Here is a 16,175-nt window from a genome sequence, read left to right as displayed (position 1 = left end):
GACCAACACTTGACCAGAGGTCGCAACGGCCGTACCGTCACGCTGCGTAGCGATCGCGGAGGAAGAACCCTCCGGGCCAGCACAGTACTGGGAGTGTCCGAATGCCGTCTGAGTACGCCAAGTCGTTGGGCGCCCGCCTGCGCTCGATCCGCCAGCAGCAGGGCCTGTCCCTGCAGGGTGTGGAAGAGAAGTCGAACGGTCGCTGGAAGGCCGTCGTGGTGGGTTCGTACGAGCGCGGCGACCGTGCGGTCACCGTCTCGCGTCTCGCCGAGCTGGCCGATTTCTATCGGGTGCCCGTCTCCGAGCTGCTGCCCGACGGCAGTGGCGTCCGGCTCGAGGCCACCAACAAGATCGTGCTCGACCTCGAGAAGCTGTACGACACCACCGGCGAGGATCTGGCCTACGTGGCGCGTTATGCCCGGGCCATCCAGCAGCAGCGTGGTGACTACAACGGCCGGGTCCTGTCGATCCGCGCCGACGATCTGCGTGCACTCGCGATCGTGTACGACATCTCGCCGTCCGGCTTGATCGAGCGCTTGACCGAACAGGGTGTGCTGGTCGCCGACCCGCGCGCGTTCTTCGCGTCCTGACGCTGACGCACCGCAACGACAAAGGGAGCCCGCGAGGGCTCCCTTTTTTCGTGTCTGGGATTGATCAGCGCGACGCGAACTCCGCGATCCGGCCGAGGATGCCGTTGAGAAACCGCGGACTGTCATCGGTCGACATCTGCTTGGCCAGCTCGACGGCCTCGGTGATCGCCACCGGGTCGTCGATCTCCGAGACATAGAGCAGCTCGTAGACCGCGATCCGGGCGAGGTTGCGATCCACCACCGGCATCCGGTCGATGGTCCAGCCCTCGGCGTAACTCGCGATCAACTCGTCGATCCGGTCAAGATTTTTTGCGACGCCCTCGATCAACCCGATCGCGTAGTCCAGGTGATCGGGATGCGGCTTCTCGATCCGGCCCAGATATGCCTCGAGCACCTGGCTCGGCGGCAGATCACGCAGGTCGGCTTCGTAAAGAACATCGAGCGCACGCTTGCGCGCCTTGCGGCGCGCCGGCATCTGCGTCTTGGGGCCTTCAGCCATCAGGTCAGCTGCGGCCGAGGTAGCGGCCGTCGCGGGTGTCGACCTTGATCTTCTCGCCCATGGTGATGAACAGCGGCACGTTGACCGTCGCGCCGGTCTCCACCGTGGCCGGCTTGGTGCCGCCGGTGGACCGGTCGCCCTGCATGCCCGGCTCGGTGTAGGTGACCTCGAGGAACACGCTGGTGGGCAGCTCGATGTAGAGCGGCACGCCCTCGTGCTGCGCGACCGTCGCCTCGGCCTCGGGCAGCAGGTAGTTGGCCGCCTCGCCGACCGTGCCGCCGGGCACCGGGATCTGCTCGAAGGTGTCCAGGTCCATGAAGACGTAGTCTTCGCCGTCCAGGTAGAGGTATTGCATCGTGCGCTTGTCCACGGTCGCGGTCTCGACCTTGGTGCCGGCGTTGAAGGTCTTGTCCACGACCTTGCCGGAGAGCACGTTCTTGAGCGTGGTGCGCACGAACGCGCCGCCCTTGCCCGGCTTGACGTGCTGGAACTCCACGACGGACCAGAGCTCGCCGTCGAGGTTGAGCACCAGGCCGTTCTTCAGGTCGTTGGTGGAAGCCATGTCCTGCCTGTTCTTGGTGTTCGCGGTGACCGATCGAGTCTACCGGCGCGGGCTCTCGGCCTGCTAATCGGGGTTTTTCGCGGTTGCGGCCACGTGCCGCAACGCCAGACGGTAGCCGTCCACGCCAAGGCCCGCGATCACGCCGCTGGCCACGGCCGAGATGACCGAGTGGTGCCGGAACTGCTCTCGTGCGTGGATGTTGCTGATGTGCACCTCGACGAGCCGGTTGCGCAACATGGCACACGCGTCCCGGATCGCGTAGTTGTAATGCGACCACGCGCCGGGGTTGAGCACCACCGGCGCCTGCTCGTCGGCGGCGTCGTACAGCCAGCCCAGCATCTCGTGCTCGGCGTCGGTCTGCCGGACCACCACGTCGAGGTCGAGCTCGGTGCCCTCGCTCTCGCAGAGTTTCACCAGATCCTGGTACGAGGTGACCCCGTACACGTCCACCTGACGGGTGCCCAGGCGGCCCAGGTTCGCACCGTTCAGCACGTAGACCCTGGTCATCGCGCCACCTCCGAGTATGCCCGCGCCAACAGCTCCTCTTCCGGACCGGCCAGGATGCCGGGTTGCGCGAGGCCGTCCAGCACCACGAACCGCAGCCGGTCGGCGCGCGCCTTCTTGTCCACCCGCATGGTCTCGACCAGCTCGGGCAGCGCGTCCGGGTGGTAGCCGGTGGGCAGGCCGACCAGGTCGAGCACGGTGCGGTGCCGCGCGGCGGTGTCGTCGTCCAGCCGGCCGGCGAGACGGGCCAGCTCAGCGGCGAAGATCATGCCGACCGCGACGGCGTGACCGTGCTTCCACCCGTACCCCTCGCGTTTTTCGATGGCGTGACCCAGCGTGTGGCCGTAGTTGAGGATCTCGCGCAACCCCGATTCGCGCAGGTCCTGGCCGACGACGTCGGCCTTGACCTGGATCGCGCGGTCGACCAGCTCGCGCAGCGCCGGAGAGCGCGGATCGGCCGCGGCGGCCGGATCCGCCTCGATCAGATCGAGGATCACCGGGTCGGCGATGAAGCCGCATTTGACCACCTCGGCCAGGCCGGCGACCAGATCGTCCGGCGGCAGGGTGTCCAACATGTCCAGATCGCAGAGGACGCCGGCCGGCGGATGAAACGCGCCCACCAGGTTTTTCCCGGCCGCGATGTTGACGCCGGTCTTGCCGCCCACCGAGGCGTCGACCATGCCGAGCAGCGAGGTGGAGACCGGCGCCCAGCGCACGCCGCGCAACCAGGCCGCGGCCACGTAACCCGCCAGATCGGTCACCGCTCCCCCGCCGACGCCGACCACCGCGTCGGTGCGGGTGAAGCTCGCCGCGCCCAGCTCGTCCCAGCAGCGCGCGGCCACCTCGACGGTCTTGCCGGCCTCGGCGTCCGGCACCTCGAGCAGCAGCGGCTGCGGCAGTTCGCGGGCGATCGCGGTGGCCTTCTCGCGCAGCGGCGCGGCGAATAGCACGGCGGTGCGGGCCGCACCGGCGATCAGGTCGGGCAGGTGTTTGGCGAGGTCACGACCCACGAGCACGTCGTAGGGCCGGTCGCCGAGCACCGGGATGCGGGTGGTGGTCACACGAGCACGCTAGTCGGCCGGTCATGGGGTTATATTTTTCTAACCCCAGACGGGTTATAAACATCGCATGCCGAAAATCAACGTGTACCTTCCCGACGATCTGGCCGACGCCGTGCGCGACGCCGGCATCCCGGTCTCCGCGATCTGCCAGCGCGCGCTCGAGCAGGCCGTCCGCCGAGTCACGGCGATCCGGCAGACCGTGCTCAGCGCGCTCTCCGACGAGGAGCTCGGCGTCCAGCTGACCTCCTTCACCGCCCGCGCGGTCGCCGTGCTGCGGCTGGCCCGCGACGGCGCCGGCGATCAGGTCGGCACCGCGCACCTGCTGGGCGGCATCGTCGACGAGGGCGGGAACCTCGCCCTGCAGGTGCTGCGGTCGATGGAGATCGACCCGGCCCGGCTGCGCATCGACGACGCGCCGGCCGAGCCGGGCGGCGCCGGCTTCAGCCTGCCCGCCGCGAACGCGCTGGAGCTGGCGGTCGGCGAGTCCACCGCGTTCGGCCACAACTACGTCGGCTGCGAGCACCTGCTGATCGGCCTGGCCGCCGAGCCGGACGGCGCCGCGGGGCGGGCGCTGCGCGAGGCGGGCGCCGACGCCAAGGCGCTGCGCCGGGCGGTGTCGGCGGCGCTCGCCGGATATACCCACCTGCGCGCGCAGGCGCCGACCGCGACCAGTCAGATCGACCTGATGGCGTCGGTCGTGCGCCGCGAGCTGGCGCCGGTGATCAGCCGCATCGAGGCACTGGAATCGCGCTCGGCCTGACGATGCGGCTGACCCGGGAGGACGTGCTCGTCATTCTGATCCTGTTTCTGGCACTGGCCTGCTGATCCAGCTGGACAGGTCGGCGGCCAGCGCGGCCACCTCGGCGCGCAGCTCGTCGGGCTTGATCACCGTGAACGGGTGGTTGAGTCCGGCGAGCATCGCGGCCATCCCGCGCAGGTTCTCGGTGCGGCAGGTCATCAACACGCCGTCCGGCGTCTCGGTCAGCCCGGCGACGCTCTCCGGCACGAACCGGCGCAGCGCCGCCAGCGGGGCCTCGACCAGCGCCTCCACCTCCCAGCGGTAGTCCCGCTGGGCCCACTGCCGGTTGAAGTGGGCGACCGCGTCGAAGCCGGGCGGCGGCTCGAACCGCGCGCCGGCGGCGTGCAACCGCAGAATCCGGTCGACCCGGAACGACCGGATCTCCCCGCTGCGATGATCATGGGCGACGAGGTACCACCGTCCGGAGTGGAACACCAGGCCGTAGGGATCGACGTCGCGGTCGCCGTGGTAGGAGATGCGCTGGCTCTCGCGTTCGCGAACCGCCGCGCCGAGCGTCAGAAGAGTCTCGGCGGCGGCGTCGTCTTTGTATCGGGAACCGCGCATCGTGAAACCGAGGCTCTCGCGCAGCGCGGACAGCCGCTCGGCCAGAGCCCGTGGCAGCACCCGGGCGATCTTCGCCTCCGCCGACGCGGCCGCCGGGGTGGCCGCGGCGAGCCCGATCCGGTCGCCCGCCAGCAGGCCGAGCAGGATCGCCACCGCCTCGTCGTCGGTCAGCATCAGCGGTGGCAGCTTGAAGCCGGGGGCGAGCTGGTAGCCGCCGTATCGGCCGCGCTCGGACGCCACCGGAATGCCCAGGTCGGCGAGCGTGCCCGCATAACGCCGCACGGTGCGCTCGTCGACCGCGAGCCGCTCGGCCAGCTCGCCGACGGTCATCCGCCGGTGGGCCTGGAGCAGTTCGAGCATCGCGAGCACGCGGGAAGCGGGGTGGGCCATGGGAGAAATCTTCTCAGCTATACCGGGCGGAATCTGCCCGGTATCACTTCTACGGTTGATCCATGAGCACATACATCCTGGTTCCTGGCATGTGGATCGGCGCGTGGGCGTGGCACGACGTAACGGCGGCATTGCGCGACGCGGGCCACGAGGTCTTTCCGCTGACCCTCACCGGCCTGGCCGACCGCTCGCACCTGCTCGGCCCGGACGTCGACCTCGACACGCACATCGAGGACATCGTGCGGCTGGCCGAGACCGAGGACCTGCGCGACATCGTGCTGGTCGGGCACAGCTACGGCGGCCTGCCGGTCAGCGCGGCCGCGCGCCGGCTCGGCGACCGGATCAAGACGGTGGTGTACGTGGACGCCGGCGCCCTGCCCGAGGGATCGAGCCAGTGGGACTCGACCGGCGAGGAAGAACGCGCGCGGATCGAGGACGACGCGGCCGGGTTCGCCCCGCGCGAGTGGGACCCGGCGGCCGACCCGCAGATGCTCGCCGGCCTCGACGAGCGGGCGCTGGAGTTGCTGCGCGCCCGATCGACCCCGCACCCGATGGCCTCGGTGAAGCAGCCGGTCGGGGCGCACGCGACCTCGGCCGACCTGCCGACCGTGCTGATCGCGTGCGCGCTGCCGGTCGAGATGATCGAGCAGATGATGGCGGCCGGGCACCCGTGGTTCGTGGAGATGACCGAGGCCCGGATCGTCCCGCTGCCCACCGGGCACTGGCCGATGCTGAGCGAGCCGAAGGGGCTGGCGGCGGCGCTCGAAGCTAGTTCTTGAGCAGCTCCGTGACCTCGGCGGCGATGTCCTCGGGCGGACGCGCGTCGGTGACGATGGTGTGCGTGGCGACCGAGGCGTAGAGCGGGCGGCGCTGATCGAGCAAGTATTTCAGCGTCGCCCGCGGGTTGATCGCCAGCAGCGGCCGGCCCGCGCCCAGACCGACCCGCTTGACCGCGTCGGTCAGCTCGACCGACAGATAGACCACGCGGTGCTCGCGCAGCCGCTCGCGGGTGGTCTCGTTGAGGATCGCTCCCCCGCCGAGCGCCAGCACGCCGTCGAACGAGTCCAGCGCCGCGGCGATCGTCTCGACCTCGAGGCGGCGGAACTCGTCCTCGCCGTCGTCGAAGAAGATCTCCGGGACCGGTTTGCCGGCGACCCCCTCGATCAGCGTGTCGGCGTCCGCGAACTCGACGCCGAGCCGGCTCGCGACGGCCTGCCCGATGGTGCTCTTCCCGGCGCCCGGCGCGCCCACCATGATCGCGACCGGCGCCATCAGCGGATCAGCAGACTGTCGAGGTATCCCGCCAGGTTGCGGCGCATCTCGTCGGCCGAGTCGCCACCGAACTTCTCGGTCGCGGCCTCGGCGAGCACCAGCGCCACCATCGCCTCGGCCACCACCGCGCCGGCCGGCACCGCGCACACGTCCGAGCGCTGGTTGATCGCCGTCGCCGCCTCGCCGGTCACGACGTCGACGGTCTGCAGGGCGCGGTTCAGTGAGGAGATCGGCTTGAGCGCCGCGCGTACCCGGAGATTTTCGCCGTTGGTGATGCCGCCCTCGAGGCCGCCGGCGCGATCGGTGACCCGCCGCACGCCGTCGGGGGTCGGGATGATCTCGTCGTGCGCGACCGAACCGCGCGACCGGGCCTGCGTGAAGCCGTCGCCGATCTCCACGCCCTTGACCGACTGGATGGACATCAGCGCGGTGGCCAGGCGGGCGTCCAGCTTGCGGTCCCATTGCACATGAGACCCCAGACCCGGGGGTACGCCGTAAGCCAAGACCTCCACGATGCCGCCGAGGGTGTCCGCGTCCTTCTTCGCCGCATCGACCTCGGCCACCATGCGTGCGCTGGCCTCCGGGTCGAGGCAGCGCAGTGGATCGGCGTCGATCTTGTCGGCGTCCTCGGGGGTGGGGATCAGCCCCGCCTTGGCGGTCACCGAACCCAGCTCGATCACGTGCGACACGATGTCGATGCCGAGCGTCTGCTTGACGATCGCCTTGGCCACCACGCCCACCGCGACCCGGGCCGCGGTCTCCCGGGCGCTGGCGCGCTCCAGGATCGGGCGGGCGTCCTGGTGGCCGTATTTCTGCATGCCGGCCAGGTCGGCGTGGCCGGGCCGGGGCCGGGTCAGCGGCGCGTTGCGGGCCTGCGCGGCCAGCTCGTCGGGGTCGACCGGGTCGGCCGCCATCACCGTCTGCCACTTGGGCCACTCGGAGTTGCCGATCCGGATCGCCACCGGGCTGCCCTGGGTGACGCCGTGCCGGATGCCGCCGATCAGCTCGAGCACGTCCTGCTCGAACTGCATGCGGGCGCCGCGGCCGTAACCGAGGCGCCGGCGCGCCAGATCACGACCGATGTCCTCGCTCGTCACCCGCACCCCGGCGGGCACCCCCTCGAGCAGGGCGACGAGGGCCGGGCCATGGGATTCACCTGCGGTAAGCCAGCGCAACACGGCTCATAGTCTGGCACGCCGTTCATCCGCCGCGGGCCGCAGGGCGCGCCGGTCCGCGATGGTGTCGACCAGGGCGACGACGCCGATGCCCAGCACCGCCCACAGGGCGAGCGTGACGAGGCCGGCCACGAAGCCGTCGTCGTCGAAGTAGGAGACGCCCTGCAGCGCCCGGATCCCGGCGCCGACCGGCAGCACGTGCGCGAGCGGCCGCAGCCAGTCGGGCAGATAGGCGATCGGGAGTGTGCCGCCGCCGGTGGCGTTGCCCAGGATGAGCAGCACCAGCGAGGCGACCAGCGTGCCGGCCGGGCCCGCGACGCGCATCAGCAGCAGCGTGGCGGCGCCCACCGCCAGGGCCAGCAGGATGGTGATCGCCCCGGTGGCGACCAGGCTGCCGGGCAGGGCGTTGAAGCCGGTGCGGCCCGCGATCAGCGTCGTGGCGAGGCCGCCCGCGACGGCGAACCCGGCCAGGCTGAGCAGCCGCAGGCGCAACTGCAGGCGCGGCGCCATCTGATAGGAGACGAGGCCGAACAGGTAGCCGGCCAGGACCAGGCCGAAGCCCGCGTAGAAGATCGAGAGGCTGCGGGTGTCCCCCGGCGAGGTCGGTCGCACGTCCTCGCTGTGCAGGGTCGTCCCGAGCGATCCGAAGATGCCCTGGAGGGTGCTGGTCACGGCCGGGCCGTTCGCGCCGGCGTAGAGCAGTTCCGCGGATCGGCCGTCGGCGCCGACGACATAGGCGCCGAACACGGATCGGTCCTCGATGGCCGCGCGGGCGGCGCCGGCCGACGGGTACGGCGTGAGCTCGATGGCACCGGGCGGCAACTGCTGCCGCACGACTTCTACCTGGGTGGCGGTGCCGACGACGCCGATCGGCAGGTCGTGCGGGGCCGGGGTGTGGAATGCGGCGAGGAAGATCGAGACGAAGATCGTGCCGATCACCAGACCGACCGCGGCCGGAATGACGGCGGTCTTCGGCCCGGTGGGTTGCGGTGCGACGGCGTCCTCGACGTGGTGGTGGGCGGTGGCTTGACTTGTCATGACCCCAGACTCGGATCTTCCGCCCGGATCACGAACCCACATCGCGCTTGTCGCAAGAATCCGGCAGCATCGAGCCCATGCAGATGGATTCCGTCGACCTCGGCCTGGTGCATGCGTTACGGGTCGACGGCCGGGCCTCGTTCGCCCGGATCGGTGCGGTGCTCGGCGTCTCCGACAAGACCGTCGCGCGCCGTTTCGCCAGGCTGCGCACGGCCGGGGTGGTGGACGTCGTGGGGGTGGTCGACGCGGGCAGCCTCGGCGGGGCCGAGTGGGTCATCAGGATGCAGTGCAAGCCGGGCTCGGCGGTGGCGGTCGCCGAGGCGCTGGCCCGCCGCGACGACACCCGCTGGGTCACGCTGCTGTCCGGCGGCACCGAGATCAGCGCGAGCCTGCAGCCCTGGTCCGCCAAGGAACGCGACGAATTGATCCTGCAACGGCTGCAGCGCACCGCGCCGGTGGTGTCGGTGACCGCGCACAGCGTGCTGCACGAGTTCACCCGTGCCGTGGACGACGCCGGTCCGCTCACCGCGGCTCAGATCGCGGCGCTTCGCCCGCCGCAAGACCACGATCCCGGTGTACGCCTCGCGGACGGCGACCGCCCCCTGCTCGACGTCCTCGCCGTGGACGGCCGGGCGCCCTATCCCGCCCTGGCCGCCGCGACCGGGTGGTCGGAGTCGACCGTGGCGCGCCGCATCCAGGCGTTGCGCGGCGCCGGCCTGCTCCGCTTCGACGCGGACGTGGACTCCGCCGCGCTCGGCTTCCACGCCAACGCCCGGCTCTGGGCCAGCGTGCCGCCCGCGCATCTCGCCGAGACCGGCGCCGCGGTGGCCGCTCATCCCGAGGTGGCGTTCTGCGCCGCGACCACCGGGCCCACGAACCTGCTCGTCTCGGTCGCCTGCCGGGACAACCAGGACCTGTTCCGCTATCTCACCGAGCGCCTGGGCGCGTTGCCGGCGGTCCGGGAGGTGCAGACCGCGCCGGTGATCCGCATCATCAAACGGTCCGGCCGGCTTCCGCTGGCGGGCGTCCGCAACACAGGATGACCGGGATGGCGGCAGGGCGCGAGACCCCGGCGGCGCACGGGCCGCTGCTGGTGGTGATCCTCGGACTGACCACCGCGGTCGGGCCGCTGTCGCTGGACATGTATCTGCCGGCGCTACCGGACATGGCCGCGGATCTTCAGGTGCCGCCGGCCCAGGTGCAGCTGTCGCTGACCACGTGCCTGGTCGGCCTGGCCCTGGGTCAGTTGATCTGTGGGCCGCTCAGTGACCGGTGGGGGCGTCGGCGGCCGGCGATCGCGGGCATCGGCGCGTACGCCGTCATCTCGTTTCTGATCGCCCTGGCGCCCTCGGCGCCGATCCTGATCGGCCTGCGCCTGCTGCAGGGCCTGGCCGGTGGGATGGGCGTGGTGGTGGCCCGGGCCGTGGTGCGCGACCTGTATTCGGGGGTGGCCGCGGCCAAGTTCTTCTCCCGGCTGACGCTGATCTTCGGGGTCGCGCCGATCGCCGCGCCGAGCCTGGGCAGCGCGGTGCTGTCGCTGACCTCGTGGCACGGCATCTTCGTCGCGCTCGGCCTGATCGCGGCCCTGCTCACCGCGCTGATCGCGGGGAAGCTGCCGGAGACGCTGCCGCCCGAGCGGCGCAGCCCGGGCGACCTGGGCGACCTGGCGCGCACGGCCCGGACGCTGCTGGCCGACCGCCGCTACGTCGGCTACACGCTGGCCGGGTCGCTGTCCTTCGCGGCGCTGTTCGGTTACATCTCGGGTTCGCCGTTCGTGCTGCAGAACGGCTACGGCGTGTCGCCGACCGTCTACAGTGTGCTGTTCGGCGTGAACGCCTGCGGGCTGATCGCGCTGAGCCAGGCGAACGGCGCGCTGGTCGACCGCGTGCCGCCCCGCTCGCTGCTGATCGCCGCACTGGCCGCGCAGACGGTGGCCGGCGCCGCGGTGCTGGTCTCCGCCGCGGCCGCGCTGCTGATCGGCATGCTGGCGGCGTTCTTCGTGCTGGTCTCGGCGATCGGCATGGTGACGCCGAACGGGGTCGCGCTGGCGCTGGACCCGCACCCCGACCGGGCCGGCACCGCGGCGGCCCTGATGGGTGGCATCCAGTCGGTGGTCGCCGCGCTGGCCGCGCCGATGGTCGGGCTGATCGGCTCGCCGGGGCGCGGGGTGCCGATGGGCGTCGTGATCGTGGTGAGCGCGGCGGGCGCCCTGCTCGCCGTCCTGCTGCTGACCTTCAGGAGCGCAGCGCCGCCGCCGCGGCCAGCGCCTCACCCATAGCCCGCTCGGGCGCCGGAACCACGCCGGTGAACTGCTCGAACTGGCCCAGCGCCTGCGCCAGCAGCAGATCCAGGCCGGAGGCGACCCGCACCCCGTGCGCCTGCGCGACCGCGGCCAGCGGCGTCGGCCAGGGATCGTAGATCGCGTCGAAGAGCACCGTGCCCGGCTGCCAGCGGACCGCCATCGCGAGTTCGTCGGCCGCGCCCTTGGGCACCGTGGAGATCACCGCGTCCGCCTCGAACGCGGCGGCCGCCGCCGACCAGGGCGCCGGGTCGAGCTTGACGCCCAGCGACGACGCGACCGGGGCCAGATCGTCGGCCGCGGCCGGACGGCGGGTCACCAGCGTCACCCGCGGCGCGCCCAGCGCGGCCGCGGCGGCCAGGGCGGCGCGCGCCGTGCCACCGCCGCCGAGCACGGTCACCGACGGGGACTCCGCCACCCCGGCATCGCGCAGCACGCGCACCATGCCAGGGATGTCGGTGTTGTCGGCGTGCCACGAGCCGTCCTCGCGGCGCACCAGCGTGTTCGCCGCGCCGACCGCCACCGCGGCCGGCGTCGCGGTCGCGGCCAGGGTCAGCGCGACCTCCTTCAACGGCATGGTCAGCGACAGCCCGGCCCACTCCGGACCGAGCCCCGCCACCAGATCCGCCAGCTCGGCCGCCGCGCACTCGATCGACGTGTACGTCCAGGTCAGCAGCCCGGCGGCGGCGAAGCCCGCGGAGTGGATGACCGGCGACAACGAGTGCGCGATCGGCTTTCCGCAGACCGCGGCCCGGCGGGCATCGGTCACAGGACGCCGTTCTTGCGAGCGGTCGCCTCGTTCTTCCGGTGCTGCTCGAGCGTCGCGGCGAAGGCCGAGTGGCCCTGCTTGTCGATGGCCACGAAGAACAGCCACGGGCCGGCCGGCGGGTTGAGCGCGCCGTTCAGCGCCGGCTGACCCGGGTTGTTGATCGGGGTCGGCGTCAGGCCCGCCTTGCCGTGCGTCCGGTAGGGGTTCTTCGGGTCGTTCAGCTCGGCCGCGGTCATGTCCTTGGACGCCTTCTTCGGCTTCCCCTGCAGCTGGTAGAAGTAGTTGATGCCGACGTCGAACTGCAGGCAGTTGCACGGGAAGTTGCCGCTGTAGAGGCGGTTGTAGGCCACCCGGGCGACCTTGCCCATGTCGTCGTTGTTGCCCGCCTCGGCCTGGGCCAGCGACGCCACGGTCAGCGCCTCATAGGGGCTGATCTTGCGATTTTGCTGGGCCTTGTCCACGAAGTCGAGCTTCGTCGTCACGGTCAGGAAGTGCTCGACCATGGTGCTGAGCATCTGCTCGGCGGTGGCGTTGGGCTCGAACTCGTAGGTGTCCGGGAACAAGAAGCCCTCGAGGGACTTCTGCACCTTCTGCTTGTCGGTGCGGTTGAACCAGAAGGCGGGCACGCCCAGCGCCTCCGGGTCCTTGGCCGCCGTCTTGAACTCGGCCACCGGGATGCCGGACGCCTTCGAGAGGATGTCGTAGACCGCCATCGTCGTCGTGCCCTCGGGGATCGTGACGCCGTTGCTGATCCGCGATTTCGGATCCAGCAGCAGGGTCACGGCCGCCTCGGCGGACATCTGCTTGCGCAGGTTGAACGTGCCGGACTGGATGTTCTTGCCGCGCGGATTCTTCTCGGCCGCCTCGGTGAAGGCCTTTGTGCTCTTCACCACATCCGCATCGAAGAGCGTGTTGCCCATCTCCGTGAGGGTGGAATTGTCCTTGATCTGGACCTGCACCACCTCACCGCCGTTGCCGTCGTAATCGGCCGCGGTGAAGAAAGTCTTGATCCTGCTGTAGCCCAGATAGACCCCGCCGCCGAGCACCGCCAGCAGGATGAAGGCCATCAGGAACGCCACCGTCGAACGCCCGCCGGACTTCCCGCCCTTGCCCCGGGAGCCCCGCCGGTGCCGTGGCCTGCCCTTCTCGGCGTGCTCATCGAACGCCAGGTCAAGCTCGTCGATCATCTCGTCTGCCTCCGCTGCGCATCCAGCCAGCTCTGCAGGATCTCCACCGCGGCAGCCTGATCGACCACCGCCCGTTGTCGCTTGCCACGGACCCCGCGCTCGGCCAGCCTACGGGTCGCAACCACGGTCGACATCCTCTCGTCCGCCAGAACGACGGGCACGGGAGTGACCGCGCTCGCCAGTCGCACAGCGTACGCACGAATGTCGATGGCAGCACTCCCCTCGGCGCCATTGAGACGCACCGGAAGCCCCACCACGATCTGCACCGCCTCGTGTTCCCCCACGAGACGCCTGAGCTCAGCTATGTCTGCGGGTACGGAATCGGCGGCCGCGCCCATGTCACGGGACAGCGTGACCAGGGGGGTGGCCAAGATCCCGTCGGGATCGCAGATCGCGACCCCGACACGGACCTTACCGACATCGACGCCCAACCGCCTACCCCGCGGTAGTGCGGTCATGGCTACCCCCTGTAATCAGACGGCCGATCCGACCGCCTTCTCCACCGCCGCCAGCAGCGCCGGCACCTGGTCGGCCGGCACGCCGCCGCCCTGCGCGAGATCGGCGTTGCCGCCGCCCCGGCCGGACAGCGCGCCCTTGACCAGATCGCTCGCGCTGAGCCCACGGCCCTTCGCGGCCGCGTTGACCGCGACGATCAGCGACGCCTTGCCGTTCGACCGGGCCGCCACGGCGACCACCGCGGGACGGTTCTGCTCGATCTTGCCGCGAATCTCCTGCGCCAGGGTACGCACGTCGTTGCCCGCCGCGCCCTCCGGAGCCTCGGTTCCGACATAGGCCACGCCACCGAGATCACGGGCGTTGCCGGCCAGCGCACCCGCACCGCCGAGCACCATCTGCGCCCGCAGTTTCTCGAGTTCCTTCTCCGCGTCGCGCAGCGCCGTCACGGTCTGCTCGACCCGGTCCGCGACCTGGTCGCCGGGCACCCGGAAGAGCTCCGCCAGCCGGGACACCAGCAGGTGCTCCTTGGCCAGGAAGCCGAACGCGTCGATGCCGACCAGCGCCTCCACGCGGCGCACGCCGGAGCCGATCGACTGCTCGTTGAGGATCTTCACCAGGCCGAGCTGGCCGGACCGCGCCACGTGCGTGCCGCCACAGAGCTCACGCGCGTAGTCACCGACCTCGACCACGCGGACCTCGTCGCCGTACTTCTCCCCGAACAGGGCCATCGCGCCGAGCCGGCGCGCCTCCTCCTGCGAGGTGATGAACGCGTGGACCTCGAGGTCGCGCAGCAGCACCTCGTTGACCTGCTGCTCGACGTCGTGCAGCACCGACGGCGATACCGCGCCCGGGGTGTTGAAGTCGAACCGCAGCCGGCCGGGCGCGTTGAGCGAGCCGGCCTGGGTCGCCGACTCGCCGAGGAACGCCCGCATGGTCTGGTGGATCAGGTGCGTCGCGGTGTGCGAGCGGGAGATCGCCTTGCGCCGGGTCACGTCGATCTCCGCGAAGCCCGCCTCGCCCTGGCGCACCTCGCCGCGGACCACCCGCGCCTTGTGCACGATCAGGCCGGGCACCGGCTGCTGCACGTCGACCACCTCGAGCCGGCCGCCGCCCACGTTGATCAGGCCGCTGTCCGCCTGCTGGCCGCCGCCCTCCGCATAGAACGGAGTGGAGTCCAGGATCAGCTCGACGAAGTCGCCCTCGCCCGCCACCTGCACCGCGCCGCCGTCCGCGCCGAGCACCGCGCGCACCCGCGACTCGCGGCTGACCTCCTGGTAGCCGGTGAACTCGACCGGACCGCCCTGCTCCAGCACCGTGCGGTATGCCGACAGGTCGACGTGGCCGGTCTTACGCGCGGCCGCATCGGCCTTCGCCCGGGACCGCTGGTCGGCCATCAGCCGCCGGAAGCCCTCCTGGTCGACCTCCAGGCCCTGCTCCTGCGCGATCTCCAGGGTCAGGTCGATCGGGAAGCCGTACGTGTCGTGCAGCTGGAACGCCTTGTCACCGGAGAGCTGCGACTCCTTGTTCTGCCGAGCCGACGTGATCGCGGTGTCCAGGATGGTGGTGCCCGCCCGCAGCGTGGCCGAGAACGCGTCCTCCTCCGCGTACGCGTACGTCGAGATGCGGCCGAACTCCTCGGCGAGCTCCGGATAGGACGGCGACATGCAGTCGCGCGCGATCGGCAGCAGCTCGGGGAACGTCGCGCCCTGCCAGCCGAGCAGGCGCATCGCCCGGATCGCCCGGCGCATGATGCGGCGCAGCACGTAACCCCGGCCCTCGTTCGACGGCGTGATGCCGTCGCCGATCAGCATCAGCGCGGTGCGCACGTGGTCCGCGATCACCCGCAGCCGCACGTCGTCCGGGTGCGACTCGGACGCCGCGTGGCCGGAGTGCGCGCCGTACTGCGTGCCGGTCAGCTCCGCCGCCCGGGACAGGATCGGGCGCACCTCGTCGATCTCGTACAGGTTGTCGACGCCCTGCAGGATCGACGCGATCCGCTCCAGGCCCATGCCGGTGTCGATGTTCTTGTTCGGCAGGTCACCGACGATCCGGAAGTCCTCCTTCGACTTCACGTCGGTGATCTCGTGCTGCATGAAGACGAGGTTCCAATATTCCAGGAACCGGTCCTCGTCGACCTCGGGACCGCCGTCCGGACCATAGGCCGGGCCGCGATCGTAGTAGAGCTCCGAGCAGGGGCCGGCCGGACCGGGGATGCCCATCGACCAGAAGTTGTCCTTCTTGCCGCGGCGCACGATGCGGTCCGGTGACATGCCCGGCTGCTGCTTCCAGATCTCGATCGCCTCGTCGTCGTCGAGATAGACGGTCGCCCAGATCTTCTCCGGGTCGAGGCCGAAGCCACCCTGCTCGATCGGCTTGGTGGACAGCTCCCAGGCCAGCGGGATCGCGCCCGCCTTGAAGTAGTCGCCGAACGAGAAGTTGCCGTTCATCTGGAAGAACGTGCCGTGCCGCGAGGTCTTGCCGACCTCGTCGATGTCCGGCGTGCGGATGCATTTCTGCACGCTCGCCGCGCGGTCCCAGGCCGGCTTGCGCTGACCCAGGAAGTAGGGCACGAACTGCACCATGCCGGCGTTGATGAACAGCAGGTTGGGGTCGTCGATGGCGGGCAGCGGGGCACTCGGCACGACCGTGTGCCCGTTGGCCTCGAAATGCGCCAGAAAGCGCCGCTTGATCTCCGCGGTCCTCATCGTTGACCCTCCTGGGAATGCTTCCCCACCGTGCCGGTCTGCTCGTCGTCGCGCAGGTCGGCGAACTCGTCCTGATAGAGCTCGCCCGCGGCGAAGGCCTCGTGGATCTCGCCCTCCCGCTCGGCCATTCCCTCGCGGACGTCATCCACGAAGCTACGCAGCGACTCGACGAGCCCGCCAGCGGATTCCGACAGCGACGTGGCGATGCCGGAGGGGGTGAACTCGTTCGCCTTGCGGGTGAGCTTGCGGACCACCAGGGCGCCGACGGCCAGGCCGGCCCCCAGCCAGAGCAGGCGCTTCATGTG

The 16,175-nt window shown here is 70.8% G+C and carries 18 protein-coding genes; 5 read left to right on the top strand and 13 right to left on the bottom strand.

From position 1 onward, the window contains the following. The first annotated feature begins 101 nt into the window (after positions 1 to 101). Positions 102 to 590, top strand: a complete 489-nt coding sequence (gene bldD, locus ACZ6TI_RS38300) for a transcriptional regulator BldD (protein WP_020517563.1) — start codon at positions 102 to 104, stop codon at positions 588 to 590. Between the two features lie 64 nt (positions 591 to 654). Here the strand turns inward: bldD and nusB are convergent, their stop codons facing one another. The 4 genes from nusB to aroB form a co-directional block, all read right to left on the bottom strand. Next, entirely contained in the window at positions 655 to 1,065 is a 411-nt protein-coding gene (gene nusB, locus ACZ6TI_RS38295) for a transcription antitermination factor NusB (RefSeq protein ID WP_465350272.1), read from the bottom strand. Between the two features lie 28 nt (positions 1,066 to 1,093). Next, positions 1,094 to 1,651 carry an elongation factor P gene (gene efp / locus ACZ6TI_RS38290; RefSeq protein ID WP_465350147.1) on the bottom strand — a complete coding sequence of 186 codons (558 nt, stop codon included), beginning with the start codon at positions 1,649 to 1,651 and terminating at the stop codon, positions 1,094 to 1,096. Between the two features lie 63 nt (positions 1,652 to 1,714). Then, positions 1,715 to 2,158: a type II 3-dehydroquinate dehydratase gene (locus tag ACZ6TI_RS38285; RefSeq protein WP_465350146.1), complete on the bottom strand. Its 444-nt coding sequence runs from the start codon at positions 2,156 to 2,158 to the stop codon at positions 1,715 to 1,717. Further along, complete coding sequence (aroB, locus tag ACZ6TI_RS38280) at positions 2,155 to 3,216, bottom strand: 3-dehydroquinate synthase (RefSeq protein ID WP_465350145.1); 1,062 nt, start codon at positions 3,214 to 3,216, stop codon at positions 2,155 to 2,157. Before aroB ends, ACZ6TI_RS38285 begins: the two co-directional genes overlap by 4 nt. 67 nt (positions 3,217 to 3,283) lie before the next feature. On the opposite strand from aroB, the gene ACZ6TI_RS38275 reads away from it, so the two are divergent. Further along, positions 3,284 to 3,976, top strand: coding sequence for a Clp protease N-terminal domain-containing protein (locus ACZ6TI_RS38275; RefSeq protein WP_465350144.1), 693 nt, complete (start codon positions 3,284 to 3,286; stop codon positions 3,974 to 3,976). Positions 3,977 to 4,006: 30 nt separating this feature from the next. On the opposite strand, the gene ACZ6TI_RS38270 is transcribed toward ACZ6TI_RS38275, so the two are convergent. After that, positions 4,007 to 4,969: a helix-turn-helix transcriptional regulator gene (locus tag ACZ6TI_RS38270; protein ID WP_465350143.1), complete on the bottom strand. Its 963-nt coding sequence runs from the start codon at positions 4,967 to 4,969 to the stop codon at positions 4,007 to 4,009. Between the two features lie 62 nt (positions 4,970 to 5,031). Between ACZ6TI_RS38270 and ACZ6TI_RS38265 the strand changes: the two genes are divergently transcribed. Continuing rightward, positions 5,032 to 5,748, top strand: coding sequence for an alpha/beta fold hydrolase (locus ACZ6TI_RS38265; RefSeq protein WP_465350142.1), 717 nt, complete (start codon positions 5,032 to 5,034; stop codon positions 5,746 to 5,748). Here the strand turns inward: ACZ6TI_RS38265 and ACZ6TI_RS38260 are convergent. The 3 genes from ACZ6TI_RS38260 to ACZ6TI_RS38250 are packed head-to-tail and all read right to left on the bottom strand — an operon-like array spanning position 5,738 to position 8,454. Next, the gene (locus ACZ6TI_RS38260) at positions 5,738 to 6,241 is read right to left on the bottom strand and encodes a shikimate kinase (protein WP_465350141.1); all 504 of its coding nucleotides are present in this window, start codon (positions 6,239 to 6,241) and stop codon (positions 5,738 to 5,740) included. The two genes, ACZ6TI_RS38265 and ACZ6TI_RS38260, sit on opposite strands and share 11 nt — an antisense overlap. Beyond that, on the bottom strand, positions 6,241 to 7,419 hold the full coding sequence (gene aroC / locus ACZ6TI_RS38255) for a chorismate synthase (RefSeq protein WP_465350140.1): 1,179 nt from the start codon (positions 7,417 to 7,419) through the stop codon (positions 6,241 to 6,243). The genes ACZ6TI_RS38260 and aroC overlap by 1 nt, the downstream gene beginning before the upstream one ends. A 3-nt stretch (positions 7,420 to 7,422) precedes the next feature. Continuing rightward, entirely contained in the window at positions 7,423 to 8,454 is a 1,032-nt protein-coding gene (locus ACZ6TI_RS38250; protein ID WP_465350139.1) for an ABC-2 transporter permease, read from the bottom strand. Positions 8,455 to 8,531: 77 nt separating this feature from the next. Between ACZ6TI_RS38250 and ACZ6TI_RS38245 the strand changes: the two genes are divergently transcribed. Both ACZ6TI_RS38245 and ACZ6TI_RS38240 read left to right on the top strand, forming a co-directional pair. After that, a complete protein-coding gene (locus ACZ6TI_RS38245) occupies positions 8,532 to 9,497 on the top strand; it encodes an AsnC family transcriptional regulator (protein ID WP_465350138.1) in 966 nt (321 codons plus the stop codon). Next, the gene (locus tag ACZ6TI_RS38240; RefSeq protein ID WP_465350137.1) at positions 9,494 to 10,732 is read left to right on the top strand and encodes a multidrug effflux MFS transporter; all 1,239 of its coding nucleotides are present in this window, start codon (positions 9,494 to 9,496) and stop codon (positions 10,730 to 10,732) included. Before ACZ6TI_RS38245 ends, ACZ6TI_RS38240 begins: the two co-directional genes overlap by 4 nt. Here the strand turns inward: ACZ6TI_RS38240 and ACZ6TI_RS38235 are convergent. From ACZ6TI_RS38235 to ACZ6TI_RS38215, 5 genes are read right to left on the bottom strand one after another with little or no spacing between them, the layout of a single operon-like run. Further along, positions 10,689 to 11,522 (bottom strand): shikimate dehydrogenase, encoded by an 834-nt coding sequence (locus tag ACZ6TI_RS38235; RefSeq protein ID WP_465350136.1) that lies wholly within the window; start codon positions 11,520 to 11,522, stop codon positions 10,689 to 10,691. The two genes, ACZ6TI_RS38240 and ACZ6TI_RS38235, sit on opposite strands and share 44 nt — an antisense overlap. Next, on the bottom strand, positions 11,519 to 12,709 hold the full coding sequence (gene mltG / locus ACZ6TI_RS38230; protein WP_465350135.1) for an endolytic transglycosylase MltG: 1,191 nt from the start codon (positions 12,707 to 12,709) through the stop codon (positions 11,519 to 11,521). Before mltG ends, ACZ6TI_RS38235 begins: the two co-directional genes overlap by 4 nt. Then, positions 12,706 to 13,167 (bottom strand): Holliday junction resolvase RuvX, encoded by a 462-nt coding sequence (ruvX, locus tag ACZ6TI_RS38225; RefSeq protein WP_465350134.1) that lies wholly within the window; start codon positions 13,165 to 13,167, stop codon positions 12,706 to 12,708. The genes mltG and ruvX overlap by 4 nt, the downstream gene beginning before the upstream one ends. A gap of 15 nt (positions 13,168 to 13,182) precedes the next feature. Next, positions 13,183 to 15,870 carry an alanine--tRNA ligase gene (alaS, locus tag ACZ6TI_RS38220; protein WP_465350133.1) on the bottom strand — a complete coding sequence of 896 codons (2,688 nt, stop codon included), beginning with the start codon at positions 15,868 to 15,870 and terminating at the stop codon, positions 13,183 to 13,185. After that, a complete protein-coding gene (locus ACZ6TI_RS38215; protein WP_465350132.1) occupies positions 15,867 to 16,172 on the bottom strand; it encodes a hypothetical protein in 306 nt (101 codons plus the stop codon). Before ACZ6TI_RS38215 ends, alaS begins: the two co-directional genes overlap by 4 nt. Positions 16,173 to 16,175: the final 3 nt, after the last annotated feature.

The organism is Actinoplanes sp. NPDC051388 (assembly GCF_055586225.1).
Note: the sequence above shows the minus strand (reverse complement) of the source record. Positions and strands in the feature narration are given on the sequence as shown.

Bases quoted from the DNA above. Each gene is read 5' to 3' on its own strand.
- ACZ6TI_RS38275 (WP_465350144.1), top strand. From the start codon at position 3,284: ATGCCGAAAATCAACGTGTACCTTCCCGACGATCTGGCCGACGCCGTG.
- nusB (WP_465350272.1), bottom strand. From the start codon at position 1,065: ATGCCGGCGCGCCGCAAGGCGCGCAAGCGTGCGCTCGATGTTCTTTAC.
- ACZ6TI_RS38215 (WP_465350132.1), bottom strand. From the start codon at position 16,172: ATGAAGCGCCTGCTCTGGCTGGGGGCCGGCCTGGCCGTCGGCGCCCTG.
- alaS (WP_465350133.1), bottom strand. From the start codon at position 15,870: ATGAGGACCGCGGAGATCAAGCGGCGCTTTCTGGCGCATTTCGAGGCC.
- ACZ6TI_RS38265 (WP_465350142.1), top strand. From the start codon at position 5,032: ATGAGCACATACATCCTGGTTCCTGGCATGTGGATCGGCGCGTGGGCG.
- ACZ6TI_RS38260 (WP_465350141.1), bottom strand. From the start codon at position 6,241: ATGGCGCCGGTCGCGATCATGGTGGGCGCGCCGGGCGCCGGGAAGAGC.
- efp (WP_465350147.1), bottom strand. From the start codon at position 1,651: ATGGCTTCCACCAACGACCTGAAGAACGGCCTGGTGCTCAACCTCGAC.
- ACZ6TI_RS38250 (WP_465350139.1), bottom strand. From the start codon at position 8,454: ATGACAAGTCAAGCCACCGCCCACCACCACGTCGAGGACGCCGTCGCA.
- ACZ6TI_RS38270 (WP_465350143.1), bottom strand. From the start codon at position 4,969: ATGGCCCACCCCGCTTCCCGCGTGCTCGCGATGCTCGAACTGCTCCAG.
- ACZ6TI_RS38240 (WP_465350137.1), top strand. From the start codon at position 9,494: ATGACCGGGATGGCGGCAGGGCGCGAGACCCCGGCGGCGCACGGGCCG.
- ACZ6TI_RS38285 (WP_465350146.1), bottom strand. From the start codon at position 2,158: ATGACCAGGGTCTACGTGCTGAACGGTGCGAACCTGGGCCGCCTGGGC.
- ACZ6TI_RS38245 (WP_465350138.1), top strand. From the start codon at position 8,532: ATGCAGATGGATTCCGTCGACCTCGGCCTGGTGCATGCGTTACGGGTC.
- ruvX (WP_465350134.1), bottom strand. From the start codon at position 13,167: ATGACCGCACTACCGCGGGGTAGGCGGTTGGGCGTCGATGTCGGTAAG.
- mltG (WP_465350135.1), bottom strand. From the start codon at position 12,709: ATGATCGACGAGCTTGACCTGGCGTTCGATGAGCACGCCGAGAAGGGC.
- bldD (WP_020517563.1), top strand. From the start codon at position 102: ATGCCGTCTGAGTACGCCAAGTCGTTGGGCGCCCGCCTGCGCTCGATC.